This is a genomic window from Nocardia sp. NPDC127526 (assembly GCF_042672265.1).
Taxonomy (GTDB): Bacteria; Actinomycetota; Actinomycetes; order Mycobacteriales; family Mycobacteriaceae; genus Nocardia.
Genome location: NZ_JBHXVO010000005.1, coordinates 142265 through 166984, shown reverse-complemented (window position 1 = coordinate 166984; position 24720 = coordinate 142265). Strand labels below are relative to the sequence as shown.

Genomic DNA, 24720 nt, shown 5'->3' with positions numbered 1-24720 from the left:
ACGCCGACGCGCGCCATCCGATCATCCGGCCGGGCAGCGCGGGTCAGATGGACAGCGCGACTGCGACTTCGACCGCATTCCGACGCGTCGCCCGCGCGCCTGCTCGTATCCTGCGGTCGTGAATTCTGCGGCGCAATGGACGATGACACTGCGGGGTGCGGTGGTGGGTGGTACGGAGTGCGGGGATTGGGAAGGGCATCCGGTGCTGGCTTTTCACGGCGCTCCGGGCTCGCATGTCGAGGCTGCCGCCTTCGCCGAGGCCGCGGCGGTGGCGGCGGGTGTGCGGCTCATCGCCATCGATCGGCCCGGTATCGGGCTGTCGGGCATGGCAACGCGCCGGCGGGTCATCGACTGGGCCGACACCGTGGCCGAGGTGGCCGATGGGTTCGGGCTGGATCGTTTCGCGGTGCTGGGCGCTTCCGGCGGCGGCCCCTATGCGATGGCTTGCGCCCGGCGCATCCCCGACCGCGTCAGCAGTGCTGTCCTGGTGAGTTCGCCCGCCCCGTTCGATGAGCGCAGCGGCGATGCGAATGTCGATGGCAGCAAACCCGCGGGCGGCCTGATGATATTGCGGCGCTTCCCATTCCTGGCCCGGCCGGTGTCGGCCCGTATGGCCGCGGTGACCCGGAAGCCGCGCGGCCTCATGGCGCTCATCGCGCGAATGTCGCCGACCGATCGCGCCCGAATCGCCGACGATGAAGAACTGCTCGGCAAGATCGCCGACAATGTCCACATGGCCTTCGCTCAGGGCAGCCGGGGCGTGGCAGCGGACATGCAGGCCCTCTTCGGCCGCCCCTGGGGCTTCGATCCCGCCGACATCACTGTGCCGGTTCACATCTGGCACGGCGACGACGACGCGAACGTTCCGGTGGCCGATGCCCGCCGGCTCGCCGACGCCCTGCCGAACCGCCGGCTCGACATCATCCCGGGCACGGGTCATCTCCTGTTCGTCGACCACGCGGCGGCGATTCTGGACTCGATTGCCGACGGCGGCCCGGAATCGGCCTCGCGCTGATCAGGTCGCGTCCAGCACGCTGGCGGGGACGCCGTAGGGGAGGAAGCGGACGCGGCGGCGTTCGTCGGTGTTGTCGCGGTGGGCGCGCAGGGCTTCGAGTTCGGTGGGGAAGACCTGGTCGACGCGGGCGGCGCCGGTGTCGTCGAGGGTGTAGATGGCCCAGACGCCGCTGCCGGTTTCGCCGGTGGTCTCGCCTTCGGATTTCGGGGGGCGGGTGCGTTCGGGCTGGATGAATTGGGAGAACAGGGAGCCGAGGGGGTTGGCGCTGGTGCGGTCGATGTATTCGCCGGCCTTGGCGATCAGGTCGCGGACCTCGATGCCCGCCTCGCGCAGGGCTCGTTCGAATTCTTCCGGATCGATCCCGAACGGGCCGTTGGTTGCCATCGCATCTGCTCCTGGGGACGAAGTCGGCGCTACTTTTTTCAGTGTCCTCGCGGAACGCCGACTTCGCCAATGGCTCCGGGCAAGGGTTCAGGACACCAGGGGTTGCTTCGCCGATTCGGTCAGCCGCACTGTGCACAGGCCGCTGCGCTCGGCCTTGACGTCCGTGACCTCGAGTTGGGTGCCCGGCAGGAGGATGAATTCCTCTTCACCGGTGAAGGCCGAGAAATTGCGGATGCTCACGGCCCGCGCCGGGTGCACTTCGAAAAGCGTTCGCTTGCCGCGGCTTCCGAGGAACGAGCGCGCCACCGCGGGTTCGGAGGTGCAGGAGGACACGCCCCACCAGGTCACGGTGCGGCCCTTCGGGTATTGACGGCGCAGGTCCAGGGAGACGCCGCGCCACAAGGGTTCACTGCGGGCGGGCAGGCCCGAGACGGCCGAGAACAGCAGCCGGAGATAGGGGAGGTACGGGGTGAGGCGCGCCCGGTCGGCCGAGCGCAGCACGGCATTGATCTCCCGGTAGAACGCGGACTCGCAGGTGTAGAGGTAGAGGGCGGCGATGGCGTCGGCGGTCAGGCTCTCCGACGCCTGATCGGCGCGGCGCTTGCCGAAGTCGTGGGACAGCGCGGCATAGCGGTCGAGACCCGACAGCAGTCTGGCGACGGGGGCGATGGCGTCGCGGAAATCCATGAGCGGTGTGTCGAAGACGCCGGTGATCTCGGGCAGGACGAGACCCTCGTCCTTGACGCTCGCGAGCCGGTCGAGATAGAGCTGGTGCAATTCCATGGTGGAGGCGATGAACGCGCCCATGCGCTCGGCGTGATCGTCGGCGGCCGCGGCGGCGGTGTTCCATCCGGTGCTCGGCAGCCAGTCGATCTCGTCGAGACCCTGGGCCGCCAGTGCCGCGTTCACGGTGCCGAAATGATCACCGTTGCAGAAGATGTCGCCCTGCGCCGCGGGATTGGCGTGATCCACGTGCCGGACGTCGACGCCGGGATACTTCTTCTGCAGTTTCAGGACAACGTTTTTCAGGTTGCGCGCGTGCGCGCCCCACCACGCGAAGACGACGCCGCGGTCGGCCTCGTCGGCATTCTGCTTGGCGCGCAGGATCTCTTCGATGATCCGCTCGGCGACCGGCCGCCAGAACGCGGTGTGCTGATCGGTGGCCAGCGCGCCGTCACCGCTGGCGGTGAGCGAGGCGTTGAGCAGCAGCACGCCCTGGGTGAGCATGGCCTGGAACCATTCCGGCGGCTGCACGGCGTCCTGCTCGCGCAGGAGTTTGCGGATATCGGCGATCGGGGTCTTCTTCGGGATGCCGTACTTCCACATCGCCGCCGCTTTGATAATGCAGCGAATGCTGATGACCCGCCCGAACTGACTGTCCTTCCAATCGTGGAAGGTGTTGTCGAACATGGCGATTCCGGTGGCGCTCTCCGGCCGCGGATACGGATTCTGGCCGAAGACGACCACCTTCCACTTGTGCGGCGGATTCGGTTTGAGCGCCTGGAAGGTCAACTCCCGGACCGGGACGACCTGCGGGCCCCGATTCGGGCCGATGAACATGGGCGCGTTCGGTTGCGCCTCGATCACCGGTTTCAGCAATGGCAGCCAGGGTTCGCCGCCGCCGTCGAACAATTCGGCCAGGGCCAGCGGGTCGTTCGTGCTCACGGCTCGGCACTATAGGGCATCGGTCTGACACGGAATCCGCTCTGCCAGAGGACATGTCGGTGGGTCGCGCTAGCGTCGGGAACGGTTGCAGGACCACATGTCGAATGGAGTTGACCATGACCGTGAACACGCCGCTGCGAGTGGTGTTGACCGATATCAACCCGAAGGTTGTCGAGGCGTGGCGGGCGGCGTTCGCCGACCATCCCGAGATCGAGATCCGCAAGGGTTCGATTCTCGACGAACAGGTCGACGCCTGGGTCACGCCGACCAACTCCCGGGGGCGCATGGACGGCGGCGTCGACGCGGTCATCAAGCGGCATCTGGGCGCGGGCATCCAGTTGCGCGTGCAGCGGGCGATCCGCGACGAGTTCGCGGGCCGGCTTCCCATCGGCAGCGCGGTGTGCGTGTCGTCGGGGGCGATCAACCCGAAGTTCCTGATCTCGACGCCCACCATGGAAGCCTCCGTCGAGAACGTCAGCGCCACCTTGAATGTGGCCTTGGCGTGCGCCGCCGGATTCCAGGCCATCCACCGGCAGAACAGGGACAAGCCCGGCAGCATTACCTCGGTGGCGCTGGTCGGCATGGGCGCGCAGACCGGCAGCGTGCCCGCCCGTGTATGCGCGAACCTGATGTGGACGGGCTACACGCTGTTCAACGACTACTCGTTCGACGACTACGACGAGCTGCGCGCCACCATCATCGCGCAACTCGACGATATCGAGAACGCGCCGGCCGACAAGCGCGTCCGCATCGCACGCCCGGCGCGGAAGCGCTGATCGCAGCCGTTTCGCGGCCGTCACCGCCGTCGCTGTCCGAATATGTCCGTGCCCGATGCGAGACTCTGGAACATGCGATGGGCGGTGGCGGAAACGGGCGACGGGGGTGCGCGGCTGTGCCCGCTCGATCAGGACGGCCGCCCCGCGGGTCCGGTGGTCCGCGAACCGTCGCTCGCCGATGCGGTGCGTGCGCGTCCCGAGGTGGAGCGCTGGGTCTGGCGCTCCACCACCGAGATCCACCGTCGCCTGCTGGCCGCCGGCGTGCGGGTCGAGCGCTGCTACGACATCGAGGCCGCGGAGGCGCTGCTGATCGGCCATGAGGAAGGCCAGTCCGGGCAGGCCCGCTCCCTGCCGGCGGCCTGGGCGCGGCTGCACAACCTGCCCGTCCCGCCCGACGCGCCCGCCCGCGCCGCCGACACCCAGCCCTCACTGTTCGAATCGGGCCCGGTGCCGCTGCCGTCCGGCACCGACGAATTCACCGCGCTGCTCGAGGTCTACGCCGATCAGGTGGCCCGCACGGCGAAAACCGAGCACCCCGAGCGCATGCGGCTGCTGCTCGCCGCCGAATCGGCGGGCATGCTGGTCGCCACGGAAATGCAGCGCGCCGGAATCCCGTGGCGCGCGGACGTGCACCGGGAGCTGCTGGACGGAATGCTGGGTGAGCGCATCGCGGGCGGGGAACCGCGCCGGATGGTGGAGCTGGCCGACGAAGTGTCACGCGCCTTCGGCGGCGGCGTGCGCGTGCGCCCGGATCTCCCCAATGACATTGTCAAAGCCTTCGCCCGCGTGGGTATCTCATTGTCATCGACGCGGAAGTGGGAACTTCAGGAGATCGACCACCCCGCGATAGCGCCCCTGCTGGCCTACAAATCCCTCTACCGCCTCTACACCGCCCACGGCTGGTCCTGGCTCGAACAGTGGGTCCACGACGGCCGCTTCCGCCCCGAATACCTACCCGGCGGGACGGTCACCGGCCGCTGGACCACCAATGGCGGTGGCGCACTGCAGATTCCGAAGGTGGTCCGCCAGGCCATCCGCGCCGATCCCGGCTGGCGGCTGGTGGTCGCCGACGCCGACCAGATGGAACCCCGCATCCTCGCGGCGATCTCGCGCGATCCGGGACTGATGGAGGTGGCCGGGCGCGGCGAGGACCTCTACGCCGACCTCGCCGCCCGCGCCTTCGGCGGCGACCGCGCCCAAGCCAAAATCGCCATGCTGGGCGCCATTTACGGCCAGACCTCCGGCGACGCCCTCACCCACATGGCCGAACTCCGCCGCCGCTACCCGGCCGCCATGGCCTACGTGGACGACGCCGCCCGCGCCGGGGAGGAAGGCCGCCTGGTCCGAACCTGGCTGGGCCGCACCTGCCCTCCGCTCTCCGCCACCGCCGACCAGTCGGACGACGACGAAAACGCCGGCGCCTACAGCAGCACCCCCAGAGCGCGCGCCCGCGGCCGCTTCACCCGCAACTTCGTCGTCCAGGGCAGCGCCGCCGACTGGGCCCTCCTGGTCCTGGCGGGCCTGCGCCACACCATGTCCCGCGCCGGCCTGCGCGGCGAACTGGTCTTCTTCCAGCACGACGAGGTCATCGTGCACTGCCCGGAGGACGAGGCCGACACCGTCGCCGCGGCGATCGCCACCGCCGCCGACAACGCGGGCCGTATCGCGTTCGGCCCCACCCCGGTGCGCTTCCCCTTCACCACGGCCGTGGTGGAGTGCTACGGAGACGCCAAGTGAGAGTGCGGACTTCAGGCCACTCGCAGTAGCCCGAGCTCGGATGTGGCGTTCGCCCGCGTCAACAGCCGGACAATGGCCTGCGCGACGTGCACCGGCTGTTCGAGGATCACCGAGTGACCGGCCCCTTCCAGCAGAACGAGATCCGAGTAGTCGATGCCCGCCGCCGTCGCGACGGAATGCGAGGGCGGGGTCATCAGATCCGCGGAACCGCACAGGACCAGCGTCGGAATCCTGGACAGGACCGGGAGCGCATCGGTGCGGTCGAAGTCGATGAGGGCGCTGAGGAAGGTCGCCATCGTCAGGATCGGTGTCGCATTGTGCATGGCGTTGAACAGGGCGACGATGCGGGGACTGACCTGGCGGTCGCCGAATTCGGCGATCCGGATGATGGGCGAGAAGACCTTGCAGGCCAGCAGTTTCGCGTGCCGCATGAGGTTGGGGGCGCGGCGGACGGCGGCCTGGAACAGCGAGACCAGCGGGTGGCGCAGCAGCCGGCCGAAGCCCGCGTCGGCGAGCCCGCTCGCGGCGGTGGCGATGAGCGCGGCGCCGACAATACGGGCGCCGATCTCGTGCGGATTCTGCTGGGCGTAGGTCAGCACGGTCATGCCGCCCATCGAATGGCCGACGAGGACGACCGGTCCGATGGGAGCCACGGCATCGAGCACCTCACGCAGGTCCTGGCCGAGCCGCTCGATGGTGTAGGTCTGCGGCGCGGCGGTGGTGGAGTCGCCGTGGCCGCGATGGTCGTAGCAGACGATCCGGGCGCCGGAATACTGCCGCAGCAGCGCGTCGCGCACATCGGACCAGGATTCGGTGCGCATGCAGTGGCCGTGCACCAGCACGACCGTGAGGTCGGCCTCGCGCGGCCCGTAGCTGCGAACGGCAAGCGCCACACCATCCTTCGTCATGACCGTGGCTCGGCGCTCGGTCGCGGTGGCGATCGTGCGGATGGTCGGCATGGCGGGCTCCGGGTTCGGTGGGCTGTGACTTCCCACTGTCCGCCGGAACGTTCGCCGATATCAGGACCCCGAGTGCTGCGATCGCTCCCTCGAGGGTGAACGAATCACCACCTGGGTGGGGGTCCCCGATCCGCACCCGCGGTCAGACCGTCTCCCAGGCGAAACCGTCCAGATCGGTGAAGGAGCCGCCGCGACCGCCGAGGACGATCCGATGCGATCCGCTGCCCTCCGGCGCGACCCCGGCATCCTTGGCCGCCGCGCGGTGCCCGTACAGCGCCAGCTTGACCGCCGAGGACGGCGCGGCGAACTCGACGTACTTACTGCCGAAGCTCTTCGCCACGGTCAGCCCGTGGTCGATATAGAACTGCTTGGTCGCCTTCACATTGCCGACGCCGAGCAGCACCACGAAATCGTCGATCTCGCGGGTGGCCGGGCCGGTGTCCTTCTTCGCCGAGGTCGCGATCTTCCAGATCGCCCCATCCGGCGCCTGGATGACGCCGCCGTAACCCCAGAAGCTCTTCTTGGCGGGCTTGAGCGTGGTCGCGCCCGCATCGAGGGCGGTGCCGATGAGGCTGTCGACGGTGCTCGGCTGGGATACGACCAGGGAGAGGATGTAGCCGCGGAAACCGGACGTGGGGGAGTCGGTGGCGCGGAAGCGCAACTTGTCGCCGAGACCGAATGCGGCGTGGTAGAAGGCCGCGGCGGCCGCGGGATCGGTCACCTCCAGGGTGACGGCGTCGATGGTGTTCTGATCAGCGGTGATGTTCATGGCAGTAACGCTATGTGCCGCCCCGCGCCTGGCGCTTCTCGATTCCTGACGGGTGATTACCGCCACGCACAATTAGATTGTGCACAACTGAATTGCTGTCTACAGTCTTGGTATGGCCGATCCGATGGCGCTCGAGCAGCAGGTGTGCTTCCCGCTCTATGAGGCGATGCGGGCCATGACCGCCGCCTATCGCCCGAAGCTGGAGGCGCTCGGCCTGACCTATCCGCAGTATCTGGTGATGCTGACGCTGTGGGAACGCGATGAGCGCACTGTCGGTGACCTGAGCACGGCGCTGGCGCTGGACTCCGGCACGCTGTCGCCGCTGCTGAAACGGCTGGCGGCGGCGGGCCTGGTCGAGCGCAGGCGCTCGGCCGCCGACGAGCGGCGGGTCGAGATCCGGCTGACCGAGCGCGGTCGCGACATGCGCGATCGGGCCTGCGATATTCCCGCGCAGATGGCCGAGGCCACCGGGCTGTCGGTGGACGAACTGGTCGCCCTGCGCGACACCCTGCGCCGCATCACGCGGGCGCTGAACCATTCCGAGGAGAGCTGAATGAAGGTCCTGTACACCGCCGAGGCGCTGGCCACCGGTGACGGCCGCAACGGCCGCACCCGCACCACCGACGGCAAGATCGACGCGCACCTGTCGACGCCGAAGGAATTGGGCGGCAATGGCGAAGGCACCAATCCCGAGCAGCTGTTCGCCGCCGGGTACGCGGCGTGCTTCCATTCCGCGCTGCGCCTGGTCGGCACCAAGGCCAAGGCCGATATGACCGATTCCGCCGTCGGCGCGAAGGTCGGCATCGGCCCCAATGACAAGGGCGGCTTTCAGCTGGCGGTGACCCTCGAGGTCTCGCTGCCGCACCTGCCGCTCGATCAGGTGCGGGCGCTGGCCGACGCGGCGCACCAGGTGTGCCCGTATTCCAATGCGGTGCACGGCAATATCGACGTCCAGGTCCTGGTCGCCGAAGACTGAGCGGAAGGAGCGGAGAATGCGTGCGGTAACCATCGAACAGTTCGGCGAGCCCAAGGACGTGCTGGTCGCGACCGAGCGGCCGATGCCCGAGCCCGGCCCGAACGAGGTGCGGATCGAGCTGATCCTCGCGCCGATCCACAATCATGATCTGGCCATTATTCGTGGCGTATACGGCTATCGCCCGCCGCTGCCCGCCATCCCCGGCACCGAGGCCGTCGGCCGCATCCACGCCGTGGGTTCGGACGTCACGGGGCTGGAAGTCGGTCAGCGCGTGACGGTTTCGGGCATTCAAGGCGCGTGGGCGGAATACTTCCTGGCCCCCGCCGCCGCGGTCATCCCGGTGCCCGACACGGTGTCCGACGCCACCGCGAGCCAGTTGCTGGCCATGCCGCTGAGTGCGCTCATGCTGCTGGAAGATCTGAATGTCGCTGCCGGCGAATGGATCACGGTCAATGCCGCCAATGGCGCGGTCGGCCGGCTGCTCAACGTGCTCGCCCGCCAGCGCGGCATCAACGTGCTCAACCTGGTCCGCAGCCCCGAGTCCCAGAAAACGTTGCAGGACTTGAGATTCACCCCGGTCTTCGACACCGAGTCCGCCGACTGGCTCGAGCAGGCCACCGCCGCCACCGCGGGCGCTCCCATCGCACGCGCCGTGGACCAGGTCGGCGGCCGCGCCGTCAATGACCTGCTCGCCCTGCTGGGCCCCCGGGGCGAACTGATCTCCTTCGGCGCCCTCTCCGGCCAGCCGCTGGTGATCGACCCGGGCAAGATGATCTTCAAACAGGCTGTGGTCAAAGGTTTCTGGGGCTCCAAGCGCGCCGAGGAGATCGGCGCCGCCGACCGTCGCCGCCTGATCACCGAACTCGTGGAGCTGGCCGCCCGCGGCGCTCTGCAACTCGAGGTCGAGACGGCCTTCCCGCTGCAAGCCGCCGCCGAAGCCGCCGCCGCCAGCGAACGTCCCGGCCGCAATGCCAAGATCGCACTGTCGGCGGCCGATCGCTGAGAGGGAACGGGCAGGGCGGCTGAGCGCCTGGTCGGAGAGTTCTCCTCGTCATTCGGGCGCGTCTCCTCGTCATTCCGGCGCGCTTTTGGCCGGAATCCACCCCGTCGTCAGAGATCCCGGCCAAAAGCACGCCGGGATGACAGGGGGGGGTGACCTCGGCCTACATGCTCAGCGCGCCAGCTGGGCGATGTCGGCGTCCTCAGCGCGCGAGCTGCGCAATGTCGGCGTCGCTGAGTACCACCATCGAGACCACGTCCCGATCCCGCACCAACTGCATGGCCCGGTACAGCGGCCGCTCCTCCGCCGCCGCGTCGCGGGCCTCGGCGCGCAGTTGCTGCACCAGTACTCCCGACACCGACAGTGCCGCCGCCAGTGGGCAGGCCGCCAGCGCGTCGGCGAGCTTGCGCAGCCCCAGAATGTGCAGTTCCCGCCCGCTCCCGGAATCGGTGTACATGGCCAGCGGCACGATGCGCGTATCCGGCCCCGCGGTCACCCGCAGCACCACCCGGCTCAACCGCGCCGGATACACCAGGATCTCCACCCCGGTCGCCGCCGCCAGATCCAGCCGCGCCTCCCCCAGCCAGGTCCGTGCTCGAATCACGGTGCCGGACAACCAGATCCGCCGCCGCTGCACCCCGATCGCATACAGCGCGGTCGGTGCGCCCAGCACAATGCCCGCCGCGAGGGCCCACGGCCAGCTCACCACCAGCGCGAGCAGCAGCCCCACACCGACCCCGACCCCGAGCGCGGCCAGGGCCAGCCGCCGCAGCGCCGGCGCGTACATCTCGGGCGCAATGAGATCGAGCCCGACCTCATCGGCGGGTTCGGGAGCATCGTGTTCAGCCACCGGAGAAACCTAGCGCGTATGCCCCGATCTCGTGGAACTAGGCGAGACAACGGTCGAACCCGACCCACCGGAATCCGCTGCGGGTGCTCAATACCGCCACACGAAATCCGGGACGAGCCCGATCACGTCGTGCAGGAAGTCGGCATAGAACTTCACTTCTTCCGGCCGCAGGACGCCCTCGCGCACCGTGATCGCCCACTGTCCTTCGAAGCGGAATCCGACGGTGTTGGCGCGGATGTCGGCCAGTAGCCATTCCATGGTGCGCGGGTTGAGCACGTCGTAGGCGAAACGCTCACTGCCGGTGTCGATTCGGAAGCGGTCGTTGAACTCCTGGCTCTCCAGTTGCAGTCCCTTGCGGCGGCGGGAGAACAACCCGCCGCCGGTCGCCCGGCTGACGCTCAGCCAGGGGCGGGGCGCGGGTAGCGCCAGGGCGACGAACTGCCAGACGTGGACAGTGGTCGAGTCGTCGTGGTTGGTGGTGTAGCGGTACTCCCCGAAGACCAGCGCCCGCCCCCGGTGGTCGCCGCGGAATACGTCGTGTCCGATCCGATGGCTGCCGGTGCCGAAGGGTGGTCGGGCCGAAAGCGCTTCGATACTGCGGTCGTCGGGCGTGTAGTGCAGGCCGTTGCGCTGTGCCCACTCGTGGCGGCGCGCTATGTCGAGCTGCCGGGCGTTGTCCCGCTGCGTGGCATTCGCCACGGCGACGGCAATCACCGCGAGGCATATGAGCGGGCAGAGCAGCCACGCGGAGAACAGATCCATGACCGTCGTCAGTGCGCGGGCGGGATGGGCTGCTGTGGATACCGGTGCGGGGCTTGCTGTGGCGCCTGGGGCGGATACGGCGGCCGGCCCTGGTGCCACACTCCCCCGATCTGCGGCACCTGGCGGGCCTGCCCGTCGGCAAGCTCGAAGTACTCGGCCGGAGCGAACGAGAACATCTCGGCGGTGAACCTCGATGGCATGGTCTGCAATCGCGTATTGTATTGCCGCACATTGCCGTTGAAGAACCGCCGCCCCGCCGCGATCCGATCCTCGGTCTCGGCGAGCTGCTGCTGCAAATGCAGGAAGTTCCGGTTCGACCGCAGCTGCGGATAGCCCTCCGCCAACCCGAACACTCCCCGCAACGCGCCGCTCAGCGCGGATTCCAGCTGCGCCTGATGCCCGCGACCGACCTCCGGCGCTTCCCGCCCCCGCATGGCCGCCGCCCGCGCATCCACCACGGCCAGCAGCGCCTGCTGCTCGAATTGCGCCGCAATGCGCACGGTTTCGACGAGATTGGGAATCAGATCATGCCGCCGCTGCAACTCCACATCGACCTGCCGCCACGACTCCTCGATCGTATGCCGCTGCCGGACAAAGGTGTTGTACGAGGAGAACACCGCGAAAAGCACGAACCCAACGACGACCAGACCGAGAACAAGCGCAACTCCCATGCCTCAGCTTGACATCGCCCGGCCAGGTCACCAACACGATTTCCGGCTAACGCCGACTGCACACCCCTTCTGGCTACTGCACACCCCGTATATGGGGTGTGCAGTAGTCATACGGAGTGTGCTGTCACGCTGATCGCGGTAGTCGGGACCGGTTGGCCCGCCGCGGGTGCTCAGTCCTGTTCGCCCGCAAGGGCGGCCGACACCTGGGCGACGGCCTCGCCGAGGGGGACCTGGCGCTGTTCGCCGGTGCGCAGGTCCTTCAACCCGATCTCGCCTTCGGCCACCTCGCGATCGCCGAGCACCAGGGCGATGCGCGCCCCGGACTTGTCGGCGGCCTTCATGGCGCCCTTCACTCCGCGGCCGCCGTAGGCGAGGTCGGTGCGGATGCCGGCGGCGCGCAGCTGTGCGGCCAGCACCACCAGGCGCTGTTTGGCGATATCGCCGAGCGGGACGCCGAAGACGTCGACGCGGGTGCCGTCGGTGGCGGACTTGCCCTCGGCTTCCAGGGCCAGCACGGTGCGGTCCACGCCGAGGCCGAAGCCGATGCCGGACAGCGGCTGGCCGCCGAGTTCGGCCATGAGCCCGTCGTAGCGGCCGCCGCCGCCGATGCCGGACTGCGCGCCCAGGCCGTCGTGCACGAATTCGAAGGTGGTCTTCGTGTAGTAGTCCAGGCCGCGGACCATGCGCGGGTTCACCACGTACGGCACGCCGAGCGCGTCGAGCAGGCCGAGCACCTGGTCGAAGTGCGCCTTGGCGGATTCGGACAGGTGGTCGATCATGAGCGGTGCGTCCGCGGTCATCTCCTTGACCTCGGGGCGCTTGTCGTCGAGCACGCGCAGCGGGTTGATCTGCGCCCGGCGGCGGGTCTCCTCGTCGAGCGGCAGCCCGAGCAGGAATTCCTGCAGCAGTTCCCGGTACTGCGGGCGGCAGGTCTCGTCGCCGAGGGAGGTGAGCTCCAGCCGGAAGTCGGTCAACCCCAGCGAACGGAATCCGGCGTCGGCGATGGCGATGACCTCGGCGTCGAGGGCCGGGTCGTCCACGCCGATGGCTTCCACGCCGACCTGCTGCAGCTGCCGGTAGCGCCCCTTCTGCGGGCGTTCGTAGCGGAAGAACGGGCCGGAGTAGTACACCTTCACCGGCAGTGAGCCGCGGTCGAGATTGTGTTCGATGACCGCGCGCATGACGCCGGCGGTGCCCTCGGGCCGCAGCGTGAAGCTCTCGCCATTGCGGTCGGCGAAGGTCCACATCTCCTTGGACACGACATCGGTGGACTCGCCCACGCCGCGGGCGAACAGGGCGGTCTCCTCGAAGACCGGCAGCTCCATCAGCCCGTATCCGGCCAGATGCGCGGAGCGAATCAGCGCGTCGCGCACGGCGACGAACTCCGCGGATGTGGGCGGCAGATAGTCGGGGACCCCCCTCGGGGCACTGAAGCTGCTGGTCTTGGTCACGCCGATAAGTTTTCCCCACGGCCGCCTCGCAAGTCCAACCGGTTATCCATGGGCCCGCGCGCGAGGCGCGTGACGGTTATATAGGAGCTGCTCAGGAAGGGATGGCACACTCTTAAGCCGGAAGCAACCGATACGGAGGGACTGGCTAGTGCCGAGCAATGAACAGCGACGCGCTGCGGCGAAACGGAAGCTGGAGCGTCAACTGGAGAACCGCGCCCAGCGCGCACGCAAGCGCAAGCAGATGACGATCGCCGCGTCGGCTCTCGGCGTCGTGGTGGTCGTCGCGGCCGGGGCCACCCTTTACTTCCTGACGCGAGGGGATGACAACGCCTCCACCTCCGCCACGGACACCAGCACTCCGGAAGCCTCGCTGTCCTCGGCCCCGCCGCCGGCCGCCAAGGCCAAGCCCGCCTCGGTCACCTGCGACTACCGCGATTCGCAGCGGCCGTCGGACAAGCAGGTCAGCAAGCCGGGCGCGGAGATGTCGACCGCCACGAACGCCAAGGCCACCATGGTGACCAGCGCCGGCGAGATCGGCCTGAACCTCAATGCCGGTGAGTCGCCGTGCACGGTGAACTCCTTCGAGTCGCTGGCCAAGCAGAATTTCTTCGACGGCACCAGCTGCCACCGCATGACCACCGGCAAGGGCCTGCAGGTGCTGCAGTGCGGTGATCCCAGCGGTACCGGCATGGGCGGCCCGGGATACGAGTTCGACAACGAATACCCGACCGATCAGTACGCGGCCGATGATCAGGCCTCGCAGTTCCCCGTCGACTACAAGCGCGGCGTGCTGGCCATGGCCAATGCCGGGCCGGGCACCAATGGCAGCCAGTTCTTCCTGGTCTACGGCGATTCGCAGCTGCCGCCGCAGTACACCATCTTCGGCACCGTCGACGAGGCCGGTCTGGCCACCCTCGACAAGATCGCCCAGGCGGGCGTGACCGGTGGCGCCTCGGACGGCAAACCGGCCACCGATGTGACCATCCAATCGGTCCAAATCAACTGACCAGCACGGTCTTTCGGGCCCGACGTCGCGATGTGGCATCCGCCGTGTCACGGTGAGGTCGGGCCCGTTCATTTTTCGGCCGGTCACCCGTCCAGGAGCCGCCGAACGTTCGGTGTAAGGCTTTCCTAACCAAAGAAAATCCGAACTTTTCCGTTCAGTGCCGGAATTGTGAGAGTTATGCTGGATCGCGACGCTCGCGTACGGCAGTTTCCGAGTTTTCGCTGGTAACCTCGTAGAACGGAGTACGAAGTGGCGTAGTACGGCCCACCGGGTGACCCCCAACGGACCCTCCCACGCCCCCACATACTCCCGGTGTCCACGTTGCAGGCGGGACATGGCTACCCGAATTACCGTTCGTGTGGCGATGTTCATGACGAAGCACCACAATCATCCATAGTGATCACTGCAGCATCGGGGAGCAGGCAATGGCCGAGGAACTCGACGACATCGGCCGCGAAACAGCGGCGATGATGAGGCAAATGTTGCAGCTCGCGACACTTGTCGCGTTGCGCACCCGGGAACGTGGCCAGAAAGAGGCGGAAGGCCGCGCGAAGGCCACCGAAGCCCGGCAGAAGCAGGCCCGGGAGCTCCAGCTCCGCGAGGCCGCGGACGCCAAGGCCAAGGACCCGCGCAATCTCGAACTCGCCAAGATGATCGAGAGGCCGCCCCTGGACAAGGGCGTATCCCTGGAGAAGGACCGGTTCGCCGCTCAGGCCGAGGCCACGCGTATGGCCGCCACCCAGGCCGCAGTGAACAAATCCCTGGTCCGATACGACTCGGTGGAGCGCCGAACCGCTCTGGCACAGCATCTTTCCCGCATGGGGATCGCGCCCGAACTGGCCGCGGTACGAATGCTGCTGGAGGTCGGGCAGGCCCAGTCGGCCGCCGAGGCCGTGCGCGCCCGGGAGCAGGAAGCCGCGGTCGCTCAGCGCCGCGCCCGCGAGGTGGAAGCCCGCGGACTGCAGCGCGTCCGTTCCTGAATCGAACGTCCTGAATCGAACGGCTTTATCGTGCGGCTCCGGGGAGCCGCACGACATCGGCTCGGTCAGCTCGGGTAATCGCCCATCGGCGCGGCCGGATTGCTGAACAGCCCCTGTTGCGGGGACTTCAACGGCAGCGGTGTGAGCATGTCCTTGTGCCCGTTGCGCACACTGCAGTACTTGAACGGCCCCTTGGGGTCGAACAGTTTGGCCATGTGCGGATCGGCGTGGTCGAGGAACCACACGCTCAGCCCGGTCTTGCCGTCCAGCCGGTAGTGCTCCCACGCCCGCCACATGGCATCCAGCCGGGCCACCGCCTCCGCGTGCTTCCACCATTCCGGGCACCACACGGTATCGCTGATGTCGGTCACCTGCCGCCGGTACACCAGGCTCAGATAGTTCTCCACGAACTCGACGACGCTCGCGTAGACCATTGGTTTCTGCTGCTGGTCACTCATGGGCGCGCCTCGCTGACGCTCGGCGCACCCACGAGTGAAGCACGCTGTGTTAATGGTTCGCTCGCACGCTCGCTCACAGCGGCTTGACCTCCTCGATTTGCCCGGCGTCGGTCGCCGGCTCCGCTTTGATCAGCGACGGCGCGCCGATCAGATCCTTGATCTCGGTCTTGCGACGCGGTGACGGATCATGGTGTGCGATGGACCTTTTCACGTCCTCCGCGTAGTCACCCTCCCACCACGGCACGGTGCGCACGAGCACGGCCGGGGTGCCGGAGGAGAACACGATGGCACGCCCGCGCGGCAGGGTGGCGAGGGCGTGCACATTGAACGTCTTGGACGAGCCCAGCGAGCGCGAATAGCTCTTGCCGCCCTTGGATTCCGAGACCGAGGAGGACACGCTGTCGTATTCGCCGATGGCCTCGGAGCGCTCCTGCAGGAACTTGGTGTCGTCCACGCCGCTGCCGAGGACCTTGATATTGGCCGCGGCCCAGAGAGCTTCCATGCCGTCGACGCCCCAGCAGCGCGCGCCCTGGGCCCAGGACTGCAGCACCGTCATGACGACGATGCCGCGCGAGCCGAAGTGGCTGTACTGCTTGGGCAGATCCTTCCAGCGCACCACATTGGCGGCCTCGTCGAGCACCGCCAGCAGCGGGATCTCCAGGCGGCCGCCGTGCGAGCGGGAGGCTTCCCGCATGGCGACGTCGATGACGGCCTCGGTGAGGGCGCTGACCAGCGGCGCGGCCGAACCGCGGCCTTCCAGCGAGAGGCAGTACAGGGTGCCGTTGTCGCGGATGAAGGCGAGTTCGTCGAACTGCTCGCCGCCGAATTCGCGGGTGATCCAGCGGTGCACATTGGACAGCTTGAGGCAGCGCACCATCTTCTTGGCGGTGCCGAAGACGCCGGAGCGGGTGCGCTCGTCCACGTTGTACTGCTGGGCCAGGCCCGAGGCCATGAAGTGGAATCGGCCGGTGCGGCGCAGCAATTCGATGGGTTCGGTGTCCTGCGGGTTGGTGACCCACTCCCAGACCTGGGTGATGGGGCGATCGTCCACCGCGGCCGCCAGGAACAGGCCGGATAGGAGGTCTTCGGCTTCCTGGTCGAAGTAGGTGTCGGTGGAGGTGGAGACGGTGCCGCCGCCGTCGTCGCCGTCGGCGAAGTGGCCGGCCAGGCGGGCGGCGCGCATCTCGCAGCCGCTGCTGCGGGCGTCCACCCAGGCGAGGGGATCCCAGAACCAGTTGCGCGCCTTGTCATCCGGGTTCTTCGGGTCGTAGGCGATGTCCTGCGGGTCGAAGATGAAGATGGGGCTGCCCTTGTGGTCGCGCACATCGCGGGTGGCGTCCACGACGTCGCGCTTGTTGGAGGTGACCAGCACCGGGCCGATGGCGGACAGGATGGCGGGGACCACGCGGGAGGTGGTCTTGCCCTGGCGCGGGCCCCAGATGTCGACGTGCAGATCCTCGTAGGAGCCGTAGAGCATGACGCGATCGGAGACCGACATGCCGATGGGCACGCCGGGCATGTCCTCGCGGCCCAGGCGCATGCCGAGCTGCTCGGCCTTGGCCCGCACGCCGGCTTCGGTGAGCGCCGCGATGGCGCCGCCATTGCCCATGTAGTCGGCCTTGTCGTCCACCGCGAGCCGGCCCACCTGGGCGCGCGCCTTCATCCGGCGGCGCAGCCAGATCCAGGCCACACCGGCGAGGATGATGGCCACCACGATGACGGTGGCGGCGGTGGGCCAGGTCAGATTGCCCTTGGCCAGATCCACGCCGATGGCAATGGGGTTGATCGGGACATCCTGCTTGGGCGAGGACAGCAGATTGCCCAGATGCAAGGCGAGCCACAGGGTTCCGAAGATCACGAAGCACGCGTAGATGATGTACAGGGTGGTATCGGGACCGGGATCGGCCGGGTCCTTCACCGGTTTCTTCGCCATCTTCAGCCTCCTGGGATGACCTGTGTGTCGTTGCCGCTCAACGGAATTCGTCCAGCAGCCAGGTGCCGCCGGCGGTGCTGCGCACGACGGTGGCGACAACCGTGGCCGGCGGTAGTGGTTCGCGCCGTCCGTCCGGATAGACGACCGTCTGCTCGATACCGATCTTGTACTGCTGCCGGTTCGGATCCGTGCCGTTGGGCGCTTTCTCCCCGGACGCGAACGTGAACGCCTCGACGTGCGCGCCGGCCTTCCCCCAATCGGCCCACTGCAGTGACGGCTTCGGCGTTTCGACGCCGGTGGGTGGTGTATCCAGTGTACGGATCAGGGTGGGACCCAGCCATTTCCGAGCCCGCTCCAGGGCCGCGCCCGGGGTCTCGGTGGCCGGATTCCAGGTGTAGATCTGCTGCAACGCCGCCACGGCGACGCCTTCGGCGGTGGTGGGATCGGGCGCCGGGGCACTTTCCAGCAAGCGGGTGGTGGACGTGGCGGCACCGCCCGGGCCGGTGCCCGAGCCGGAATCACCGCTGTCACCGCCGCATGCGGTGACCAGCAGTGCGACGCTTGCCAACAGCATCACCACCTGTGGCGTCCAGGCTAGTCGGCCGGGGTGACGCACGGGCCATACCAGCCATTTTCCCGAGTCGGCGTGTCCGAATCGGCGAAATACTCCCCGGAATGCGGTCATGTGCCCCGCTTGGATTCGCTGAGCGTCTCCACCAGGGTACGGTTCATTTCCGCGGCTGCGGCGAGTTGCTGTTGCAGCAGAGCAACTTTCCGGCGCAGGGCGATGGCGTCCATGCGTTCCAGGCCGGGGCTCTCGGCGGCGCGGACCCAGTTGCGCACCGAATTGGTGTGCACGCCGATCTGTTCGGCGACCACCCGGCAGGCTTCCGATTCCGAGCGCATTTTGGCGGTCAAGGAGATGACCTGCTCGACCGCCGCCTGTCTGACCTCCGGCGATACTCTGCGGTAGGAGCGATGCGGCATCATGCGGCACTCCCTTCGTCGCCGCCGCCGCGCGCGGTGGACTCGGTGAATTCGCTGAAACGCTGGTTGGTGTCGTGGATTCCGCTCTCCTTCTCGGAGTGCGTGAATTCCATGTGGAACGGGATGCCGGGGCGGCGGTCCTCGCCGATCTTGAGCAGGAATTTGCCGGTGCCGGGCGCCGAGGGGCGCTGCTGGCCCGGTTTGAGGGCCTCACCGGTGAGCGCCTGCGGCGCGGACCAACTGGTCACCATTTCCTCCTCGGCGGCGGTGAAGGGCACCGTGGAATCCAGACGGGAGATCTCCTCGGGCGGCAGCGCGCCGAAGATCTTGGCGCGGGCGCGTTCCAGGAAGCCGAGCGCCTTGGCGATGGCGGCCTCCGAACCGAGCGCCTGCAGATCCTTGATGGTGTGGCTGATCATGATGAGCGAGGTCGCGATGCTGCGCTGCAGACGCGTGAGCTCGTCCACGCGGTCGACCATGAAGTCGCCCAGGCCGAGCACCTGCCACAGCTCGTCCATGACCACCTGGAAGTAGCGCTGCGGGCCCAGATCGGCGTCGGCGAGCACGTGCGCGGCCTCCACCGAGGCGAAACCGTCGGCCCAGCAGGCCAGCATGACCGCGGCCTTGAGCTTCTTGTCGCCATTGGGGATGTGTGAGACGTCGATGCAGACCGCGGTGGCGGCGGTGTCGATGGGCGTGGTGGTGTGGCCGTTGAAGACCGCGCCGAAGGGGCCCTGGGTGAGCGCGCGCAGCGAGCGGCGCAGGCCCTTGATGGCGTTCTGGTATTCGTCGGGATTGTCCGCGCCCGCGTCGAGTTGCAGTTCATCGCCGCCGGCGACGATGACGGTCAGCAGATCCTCGAGGATCGGCGGCCGCTCCGGGGTGAACTCACTGCCCTCGCGGTACAGGATGCGCAGCCCCGTGGAGATCAGCGTCTCCTCGTAATCGCGCACGCGCGCACCGCGCACCAGCTCCACCAGACCGGCGACCAGGGTGACCTGCCGCGCCCGCAGCTCCTGCTTCACCTGCGTCTGCAGCACGGGCATATCGTCCAGTCGCGGCACGATGGATCCGAGCACGCCCGCCGCCAGCGGATTCAATTGCCCATGGCCGTAACCCAGGTCGATGACCTGCCCGCCGACCAGCTCCACCAGCTTGCGGTAATCCGGCTTGACGTCGGCCAGGATGAGCGGCGTAATCCCTTGCGCCACACCACCCAGCACAATCCGCCGCACCAGCGAGGACTTGCCGAAGCCATTGAGCCCCAGCACGAAAAGGCTCGGCGCCGTGATGAAACTGCCTCGCATGAACCAGTTCATCGGGTCGAAGCACACCGGCGAGCCCGTGTGCAGATGCGATCCCAACGGCGTCCCGATCAACGGCGCCCCCGCGCCCACCGACCACGGCCACAACCCGGCGACCTGTGCGGTGGTGGCCCGGTACTCCACCGGCCGCCCCACCACGTTCATCCGCCCGCCGCCCGCCCCGACATATCCGCGATCGGTCAGCTGCTGGGTGGTGCGATCGAATTCGTCGACGCTCCCGTACTCCATGCGCTCGGTCCGCGCCGCGAAATTCCGCCGCCGCAGATCATCGGTGTGCAACCGGAAGGTCGCCCACATGGCCCGCAGCCCATTCTGCTCACGCGTGATGACCTCGTACTTGGCCCGCGTCGCGTCATCGAGCAGCTTCGGCCCGGACTGCTTCTTCCTGGCCGCGTGCTTCCTGGCGGCCTGATTCTTCGCGGCCCGCTTCCGCGCCTCGGCCTTGGCGGCCTTGTCCTTCCGCCCCGCGGCCCGCTGGTCCTCGACAGCCGGCCGCTCGGTCCGCCCCGACCGAGCCGGCCGACTCTTGCGCACCGGCCGCTCCCCCGCCTCCGTCTCGAGCCGCGGCCGCTGCGCCCGCTCCGGATTGGCGGTCCGGCCTCCGAGATGCACCCGATCCGGATCGGTGGGCCGGGGACGTCCCTCACTTCGCTTGGTACGCGGCGCTTCGTGCTCGTTCGCAGCGGGCTTGCGACGCTCCTGCCCGGACGCATCGCCGGCGCGTCGCCGCTCCCCCGGCGAAGTTTCGTCGCCCCGAGCCCGCTCGCGGCGACGCCGGGATTCGCTCGCCTGCTCCAAAACCTCCGGTCCATGCGATTGTTCGTCGCCGAGTAGCTCTGCCTCTCGGAAATCACCGCTGGCCGGTGCAGTTTCGCCGCGTGCACGCCGCCAGCCCATGCGCCCCCCCTCAGCTCGTTCGGACTCGCGTCGCCGCGCACCCTCATCCGCCGGCGCACGACGCATACGCTCGCGCTCCGGGATGTCCGAGTCGCTTCGCCGCGCCGGACGCGTGGACTCCGCAGCGCTCCGCGCCGCTCCGCCCGATCGAGTCGGGTCATCCGCCCGCTCACGCCGGGGCGGGCCTTCGAGTTCTCGCTCCGGCCGGGCTGTGCCGCCGCGCTGTTCCGCTGCCGACGGCTCGGACCCACGCGCTCGCTCGCGGCGGCCTTCGTCCCCGGCCCGCCCCGGCGCTGTCGCCGCGGCGGAGCCTTCCCCGTTCAGCGAGGCACGACCGGCGCCGCGGGGGTCGTCCCGCCGGGCCACGTCCTGCCCGCGTCGTCGGTCCGCCCGCTGTTCGAGTTCACGCCGCCGCTCACCCTCGCCCGCTGCACCGCGCGCACGTTCGGGACCGGGCATGTCCGAGTCGCCGCGCTGCGCCGGATCCGCCGATTCCGCACTCCGCTGCGGTGCCCCGCCCGAGGCGGGTTCCCGCCGTGGCGGACCCTCGAGTTCACGACCCGGCGGTGTTGCCGCGGCCCGGTCCGCCGCGCCCGCCGGCGGGCGACCGGTCCCACGCTCGTCGTCCGGCCGAGCCGCATCCCACGCACGCTCGCGGTCCGGCCGGGAGCCGGATTCCGGTTCACCCTGCGACAGGTTCACCTCTCGGGACCGGCTGCCGGACGCGGACGGCTCGGCTGCTCGTTCCGACTCCGATGATGCTGCGCCACTCGGGCTTTCGGAGGGTGTGCGGGCCGCATCGCCCGCTCGGTCGCGGGCGGGCACGGCCGCTGGCGCCGCGTTCTTCGAATCCTGCACGCGCGCAGCGCCGGTCCGCCCCGGTTCGGCCGCCTCGGATGCGTCGGCTTCGGGAAGCGGGTCGCGGCGCAGCATGCGACGGTCGGGCAGGGTGCCTTTCCGCGGGCGGTGCTCGTCGCGGACCACGCGGGAGGCAGGACGGGGCTCCGGGTCGACCGGGGTGGGGTCGACCGGGGGCTCTTCGCGGCGGCTGCGGCGGGTGGGGGCGGCCGGGTCGCGTTCGCGCACAGGGGGTTCGAGGTCACGTGCCATGGATGATCACCCCGCGAGGGCTTTCGGGATCGTGGCGTGTTCCGGAAGGATCACCCCGCAGCCGAGGGAGGCGGCGAAGGCGGCTGCCTGGTAGCGGTAGCAGCGCCGGATCTTGAGACGCGCCTGGGTGGACAGGTCGCGGGTGATGGCTTCGATGCGCGGGAGGTCGCCGCGGAGGGGCTCGGTGATGGTCACCAGCGCGCCGAAGCGGGTCACACCGTGACCCCGGGCTTGTTCTTCGCGTGCCTGCTGGGTGGCGCCTACGCGCAGCGTGGCGGCGGCCGAGACGACGCCGCGTTCGCTCTGCTGCGCGACCAGAGCGTTCTTGAAGTCGTCGTCGACGATTTGGGCGGCATCGCCGGCGGAGTGGGGGCGATAGACGATGGCGATGCGTTTGCGGGGCACTTCGGGATTGGGGGCGAGGAGGCGCTGCAGCACGCGCTCGTCGACCGCGCCCTCGGGGGCGGTGTCCATCTCCCAGGTGACCGAACGGCCGCCGTCGTGAATGAAGTGGTCCCAGCGCTCCTCGTGCGAGACGGGGCCGGCGTCGGCCCAATCCAGGCCGTGGCCGCCGGGTTCGCCGGCCGCGACCTCGAGGTCGGCCTGCGAGGCCGGGTCGTAGCTGCGGCGGATGAAGGAGATGACCTCGTCGGCGGACATGGGCTGGCAGCGCACGCCGGCCTCGGCGAGGGCGGCGCAGATGCCGGGCAGGCGGCGGCCGATCTCCACTGCTTCCTCCGCCGGATTCTTGCGGCGCTCGGCGGTGGTGGCCTTGAAGGTGATGGCCACGCGCGGCAGCAATTGCACGCGCTCCTGCGGCAATTCGGTGGCCAGCTCGTACATGACCTGCTGGGCCAGATCCGGCGCCTCGGGGCGGGTGATGGCGGAAACCTCGGTGAGCAAACGGTTTCCGGTCTCGGGCACGGTGTCGATGACCGGCACCACGGCCACGATGTCGGAGGTCTGGCCCAGCGAGGCGAGGAAGTTGCCCCAGGCGGCGACCCAGCGGTCGATCACCGGCTGGTCGACGGCCTCGTGACCCTGCGGCCAGGCCCGCAGCACCACCGTGTACTGCCCGAACTGGGGTAGGTGGATCATGCCGAAGCTGTAGCCGCCGGCGTCGATGCCCTCGTAGAGCCGCGACGGGGCCATGATCCCGGGCAGCCGGGTGACGCCGCCCGGAATCCGGGAGAACCGGCCGCCGCGGTACACGTGCTCGCCCTTGCTGCGGCCGCGCAACCAATGGAACATCATCAATCCGTTCTCGTAGCCGGAGCGGCCCCCCGTCCGCCACACCAGTGGAACCATCACGATCAGGCCGATCCCGGCGACGATGAACGCCGGTTTCGGGCCCGCCACCAGCGCCGTCAGCAGACCGGTGATCACGACCGCGAAACCGACGACAGTCTCGCCCCAGCGCAGGCCGAAAAGTCCTGCGCTGCGGGGCTTCTGCCACAGGCCGTACGAGCGGCGCTCGTAGGTGTCGGTCATCGTCATCGCGGAATGGTGCTCCTGCCGAGGTCGGGTGAACGGTTGGCCCAGCGATCACCGGCGACATCGCCCATGGCGGCGTCGGCCCGGTTCAATCCGGAGGTCGCGGCCCGCACCTGGGCGACCCGGTTGGCGGCGCGCGCCGCGCCGGACGCGCCTGACGGTACTGCGCCCGAGCCGCCCGGACCGGCAGGACTCGCGGCGGCCCCGCCGCCACCGCCGCCTCCGCCGCGCGGTGGCACCGGCCGCGGACCGGCCCCGCCGCCGCCGCGTCCGCCCGCACCGCCCGGTGGGCGCGGACCACGGCCCGGTCCGACGTATCCGGCCGCGCCCGGTGCGGCCGCCGCGCGCGGCGCGATGGCCCGGGAGCCGACCGCGCCGACCGCGGCCACGCCGACGAGCGCGCCGGTGGTGGCGGTCAAACCCGAACCGCCGCTGCCGACAATGGCCACCGCCGGGGTGACCAGGCGCATGAGCGCGGGCAGCACGAAGGCCACGCTGCACAGCAGCACGATGGCGACCAGCATGCGCTGGGCCTGATCGGCGTCGGGCAGCGATCCGGTGGCGGTCAGCTCGTCCACATGCCCGGCGGTGGTGAACGCGATCATGTAGACGATGGCGGCCACGGGTTTCCAGAGCATGAAGGCAATGATCCAGCCGACCAGCTTGGGATAGGACTGTTTTCCGGTTCCGGTGCCGGAAGCGGCTGCCGCCAGCGGCAATACGCCGGCCGCGATGACCAGCAGACCCTGCCGCACAATGGCCAGCACGATCTGCGCGAGCGCGCCGAGCAGGCCCACGATGGCGATGATCAGCACCAAACCCGGTGAGAAGGCTTGCAGGCTGGAGGTTTTCACCATCAGCTCGGCGATGTTCTTGGCCTCGCCGTCGGTGGAGTCGGTGATCACCCACTCGGAGAACTTGTCCGAGGCCTGGGTGGCGGCCACGATGACCGCGCCGAGCATCCAGGAGCTGAAGATGACCCGGGCGAACATGCGGAAGGATTCGGCCGCCTCACTGACCGCGGCCCCTCTCCTGGCCTCGGCCAGTTTGGCGCCGGACAGGATCACCGACACCATCAGGAGCAATATCTGCGCTTGATAGGTGTAGTCGTTGATCTTGGTGAATAGCGCGCCGGAGTCGCTGACTCTCTCGTTGGGCACCTTCATCCAGAAGGTCAGCGCCAGGATCAGCGCCTCGCCCAGGCCGCTCATGAGCGAGTCCACCACCTTGCCGAAGGTGGAGTCCCACGCCTTGTCGCGCACGGCGTCCGCGGCCTCGCCCGGATGGGTGGCGACATTGCCCGCCTTGCACGCGGCCGAGGCCGCGTCGCCCAGGGAGATGCCGGGAATGCCGAGACCGTCGAGCGAGTCGTGTAATTCGTTGCACGCCTCGTCGAAGCCGTACTGCGCGTACGCCACCGTCGGTGATGCGATCATGACGGTGAACACGACCGCGAGGATCGTGAGAAGGCGCCTCACCATATGGTCCACCCCTCGAAGGGTCGCAGGGCCAATG

At 68.8% G+C, this 24720-nt stretch carries 23 protein-coding genes; 8 read left to right on the top strand and 15 right to left on the bottom strand.

Translation table 11 applies throughout. The annotated features are described in order from the left end of the window. Positions 1 to 118: 118 nt before the first annotated feature. Positions 119 to 1015 carry an alpha/beta fold hydrolase gene (locus ACFVIV_RS11830; RefSeq protein WP_379195256.1) on the top strand — a complete coding sequence of 299 codons (897 nt, stop codon included), beginning with the start codon at positions 119 to 121 and terminating at the stop codon, positions 1013 to 1015. On the opposite strand, the gene ACFVIV_RS11825 is transcribed toward ACFVIV_RS11830, so the two are convergent. Together ACFVIV_RS11825 and ACFVIV_RS11820 are read right to left on the bottom strand one after the other, a co-directional pair. Next, positions 1016 to 1399: a hypothetical protein gene (locus ACFVIV_RS11825; protein ID WP_379195254.1), complete on the bottom strand. Its 384-nt coding sequence runs from the start codon at positions 1397 to 1399 to the stop codon at positions 1016 to 1018. Positions 1400 to 1486: 87 nt separating this feature from the next. Further along, positions 1487 to 3064 (bottom strand): ADP-ribosyltransferase domain-containing protein, encoded by a 1578-nt coding sequence (locus ACFVIV_RS11820; protein WP_379195252.1) that lies wholly within the window; start codon positions 3062 to 3064, stop codon positions 1487 to 1489. A gap of 116 nt (positions 3065 to 3180) precedes the next feature. Here ACFVIV_RS11820 and ACFVIV_RS11815 point away from each other — a divergent pair, with 116 nt between their 5' ends. Together ACFVIV_RS11815 and ACFVIV_RS11810 are read left to right on the top strand one after the other, a co-directional pair. Next, complete coding sequence (locus ACFVIV_RS11815) at positions 3181 to 3840, top strand: macro domain-containing protein (protein ID WP_379195250.1); 660 nt, start codon at positions 3181 to 3183, stop codon at positions 3838 to 3840. Positions 3841 to 3912: 72 nt separating this feature from the next. Next, positions 3913 to 5577, top strand: coding sequence for a bifunctional 3'-5' exonuclease/DNA polymerase (locus tag ACFVIV_RS11810; protein ID WP_379195248.1), 1665 nt, complete (start codon positions 3913 to 3915; stop codon positions 5575 to 5577). An 11-nt stretch (positions 5578 to 5588) separates the two neighbouring features. Here ACFVIV_RS11810 and ACFVIV_RS11805 read toward each other — a convergent pair whose 3' ends face one another. Then, positions 5589 to 6536 carry an alpha/beta fold hydrolase gene (locus ACFVIV_RS11805; RefSeq protein WP_379195246.1) on the bottom strand — a complete coding sequence of 316 codons (948 nt, stop codon included), beginning with the start codon at positions 6534 to 6536 and terminating at the stop codon, positions 5589 to 5591. 142 nt (positions 6537 to 6678) lie between these two features. Further along, positions 6679 to 7305: a glyoxalase gene (locus tag ACFVIV_RS11800; RefSeq protein ID WP_379195244.1), complete on the bottom strand. Its 627-nt coding sequence runs from the start codon at positions 7303 to 7305 to the stop codon at positions 6679 to 6681. A 112-nt stretch (positions 7306 to 7417) separates the two neighbouring features. Here ACFVIV_RS11800 and ACFVIV_RS11795 point away from each other — a divergent pair, with 112 nt between their 5' ends. From ACFVIV_RS11795 to ACFVIV_RS11785, 3 genes are read left to right on the top strand one after another with little or no spacing between them, the layout of a single operon-like run. Next, complete coding sequence (locus tag ACFVIV_RS11795; protein ID WP_379195242.1) at positions 7418 to 7858, top strand: MarR family winged helix-turn-helix transcriptional regulator; 441 nt, start codon at positions 7418 to 7420, stop codon at positions 7856 to 7858. Continuing rightward, a complete protein-coding gene (locus ACFVIV_RS11790; protein WP_379195240.1) occupies positions 7859 to 8281 on the top strand; it encodes an organic hydroperoxide resistance protein in 423 nt (140 codons plus the stop codon). Between the two features lie 16 nt (positions 8282 to 8297). Next, the gene (locus tag ACFVIV_RS11785) at positions 8298 to 9284 is read left to right on the top strand and encodes a zinc-binding dehydrogenase (RefSeq protein WP_379195238.1); all 987 of its coding nucleotides are present in this window, start codon (positions 8298 to 8300) and stop codon (positions 9282 to 9284) included. A 199-nt stretch (positions 9285 to 9483) separates the two neighbouring features. On the opposite strand, the gene ACFVIV_RS11780 is transcribed toward ACFVIV_RS11785, so the two are convergent. The 4 genes from ACFVIV_RS11780 to hisS all read right to left on the bottom strand — a co-directional run bounded on the left by ACFVIV_RS11780 (position 9484) and on the right by hisS (position 13015). Then, a complete protein-coding gene (locus ACFVIV_RS11780) occupies positions 9484 to 10131 on the bottom strand; it encodes a hypothetical protein (RefSeq protein WP_379195236.1) in 648 nt (215 codons plus the stop codon). An 87-nt stretch (positions 10132 to 10218) separates the two neighbouring features. Beyond that, entirely contained in the window at positions 10219 to 10893 is a 675-nt protein-coding gene (locus ACFVIV_RS11775) for a hypothetical protein (RefSeq protein ID WP_379195234.1), read from the bottom strand. Between the two features lie 8 nt (positions 10894 to 10901). Further along, complete coding sequence (locus ACFVIV_RS11770) at positions 10902 to 11564, bottom strand: LemA family protein (RefSeq protein WP_379195232.1); 663 nt, start codon at positions 11562 to 11564, stop codon at positions 10902 to 10904. A 170-nt stretch (positions 11565 to 11734) separates the two neighbouring features. After that, a complete protein-coding gene (gene hisS, locus ACFVIV_RS11765) occupies positions 11735 to 13015 on the bottom strand; it encodes a histidine--tRNA ligase (protein ID WP_379195230.1) in 1281 nt (426 codons plus the stop codon). A 148-nt stretch (positions 13016 to 13163) separates the two neighbouring features. On the opposite strand from hisS, the gene ACFVIV_RS11760 reads away from it, so the two are divergent. Beyond that, entirely contained in the window at positions 13164 to 14021 is an 858-nt protein-coding gene (locus tag ACFVIV_RS11760) for a peptidylprolyl isomerase (RefSeq protein ID WP_379195228.1), read from the top strand. 425 nt (positions 14022 to 14446) lie between these two features. Further along, positions 14447 to 15001: a hypothetical protein gene (locus tag ACFVIV_RS11755; protein ID WP_379195226.1), complete on the top strand. Its 555-nt coding sequence runs from the start codon at positions 14447 to 14449 to the stop codon at positions 14999 to 15001. A gap of 65 nt (positions 15002 to 15066) precedes the next feature. On the opposite strand, the gene ACFVIV_RS11750 is transcribed toward ACFVIV_RS11755, so the two are convergent. From ACFVIV_RS11750 to ACFVIV_RS11720, 7 genes are all read right to left on the bottom strand, one after another. After that, entirely contained in the window at positions 15067 to 15459 is a 393-nt protein-coding gene (locus ACFVIV_RS11750) for a DUF4913 domain-containing protein (RefSeq protein WP_379195224.1), read from the bottom strand. A 73-nt stretch (positions 15460 to 15532) separates the two neighbouring features. After that, positions 15533 to 17392, bottom strand: a complete 1860-nt coding sequence (locus ACFVIV_RS11745) for a type IV secretory system conjugative DNA transfer family protein (protein ID WP_379195222.1) — start codon at positions 17390 to 17392, stop codon at positions 15533 to 15535. A gap of 37 nt (positions 17393 to 17429) precedes the next feature. After that, the gene (locus ACFVIV_RS11740; protein WP_379195220.1) at positions 17430 to 17966 is read right to left on the bottom strand and encodes a hypothetical protein; all 537 of its coding nucleotides are present in this window, start codon (positions 17964 to 17966) and stop codon (positions 17430 to 17432) included. A 107-nt stretch (positions 17967 to 18073) separates the two neighbouring features. Continuing rightward, positions 18074 to 18382, bottom strand: a complete 309-nt coding sequence (locus ACFVIV_RS11735) for a transposase (RefSeq protein ID WP_379195218.1) — start codon at positions 18380 to 18382, stop codon at positions 18074 to 18076. Next, positions 18379 to 20001, bottom strand: a complete 1623-nt coding sequence (locus ACFVIV_RS11730; protein ID WP_379195636.1) for a hypothetical protein — start codon at positions 19999 to 20001, stop codon at positions 18379 to 18381. Before ACFVIV_RS11730 ends, ACFVIV_RS11735 begins: the two co-directional genes overlap by 4 nt. A 1716-nt stretch (positions 20002 to 21717) precedes the next feature. After that, a complete protein-coding gene (locus tag ACFVIV_RS11725) occupies positions 21718 to 23208 on the bottom strand; it encodes an SCO6880 family protein (protein ID WP_379195216.1) in 1491 nt (496 codons plus the stop codon). Then, on the bottom strand, positions 23205 to 24686 hold the full coding sequence (locus ACFVIV_RS11720) for a hypothetical protein (RefSeq protein ID WP_379195214.1): 1482 nt from the start codon (positions 24684 to 24686) through the stop codon (positions 23205 to 23207). Before ACFVIV_RS11720 ends, ACFVIV_RS11725 begins: the two co-directional genes overlap by 4 nt. Positions 24687 to 24720: the final 34 nt, after the last annotated feature.

Bases quoted from the DNA above. Each gene is read 5' to 3' on its own strand.
- ACFVIV_RS11825 (WP_379195254.1), bottom strand. From the start codon at position 1,399: ATGGCAACCAACGGCCCGTTCGGGATCGATCCGGAAGAATTCGAACGA.
- ACFVIV_RS11815 (WP_379195250.1), top strand. From the start codon at position 3,181: ATGACCGTGAACACGCCGCTGCGAGTGGTGTTGACCGATATCAACCCG.
- ACFVIV_RS11810 (WP_379195248.1), top strand. From the start codon at position 3,913: ATGCGATGGGCGGTGGCGGAAACGGGCGACGGGGGTGCGCGGCTGTGC.
- ACFVIV_RS11805 (WP_379195246.1), bottom strand. From the start codon at position 6,536: ATGCCGACCATCCGCACGATCGCCACCGCGACCGAGCGCCGAGCCACG.
- ACFVIV_RS11800 (WP_379195244.1), bottom strand. From the start codon at position 7,305: ATGAACATCACCGCTGATCAGAACACCATCGACGCCGTCACCCTGGAG.
- ACFVIV_RS11795 (WP_379195242.1), top strand. From the start codon at position 7,418: ATGGCCGATCCGATGGCGCTCGAGCAGCAGGTGTGCTTCCCGCTCTAT.
- ACFVIV_RS11790 (WP_379195240.1), top strand. From the start codon at position 7,859: ATGAAGGTCCTGTACACCGCCGAGGCGCTGGCCACCGGTGACGGCCGC.
- ACFVIV_RS11785 (WP_379195238.1), top strand. From the start codon at position 8,298: ATGCGTGCGGTAACCATCGAACAGTTCGGCGAGCCCAAGGACGTGCTG.
- ACFVIV_RS11775 (WP_379195234.1), bottom strand. From the start codon at position 10,893: ATGGATCTGTTCTCCGCGTGGCTGCTCTGCCCGCTCATATGCCTCGCG.
- ACFVIV_RS11770 (WP_379195232.1), bottom strand. From the start codon at position 11,564: ATGGGAGTTGCGCTTGTTCTCGGTCTGGTCGTCGTTGGGTTCGTGCTT.
- ACFVIV_RS11755 (WP_379195226.1), top strand. From the start codon at position 14,447: ATGGCCGAGGAACTCGACGACATCGGCCGCGAAACAGCGGCGATGATG.
- ACFVIV_RS11750 (WP_379195224.1), bottom strand. From the start codon at position 15,459: ATGAGTGACCAGCAGCAGAAACCAATGGTCTACGCGAGCGTCGTCGAG.
- ACFVIV_RS11745 (WP_379195222.1), bottom strand. From the start codon at position 17,392: ATGGCGAAGAAACCGGTGAAGGACCCGGCCGATCCCGGTCCCGATACC.
- ACFVIV_RS11740 (WP_379195220.1), bottom strand. From the start codon at position 17,966: ATGCTGTTGGCAAGCGTCGCACTGCTGGTCACCGCATGCGGCGGTGAC.
- ACFVIV_RS11735 (WP_379195218.1), bottom strand. From the start codon at position 18,382: ATGATGCCGCATCGCTCCTACCGCAGAGTATCGCCGGAGGTCAGACAG.
- ACFVIV_RS11730 (WP_379195636.1), bottom strand. From the start codon at position 20,001: ATGTGGGCGACCTTCCGGTTGCACACCGATGATCTGCGGCGGCGGAAT.
- ACFVIV_RS11725 (WP_379195216.1), bottom strand. From the start codon at position 23,208: ATGACGATGACCGACACCTACGAGCGCCGCTCGTACGGCCTGTGGCAG.
- ACFVIV_RS11720 (WP_379195214.1), bottom strand. From the start codon at position 24,686: ATGGTGAGGCGCCTTCTCACGATCCTCGCGGTCGTGTTCACCGTCATG.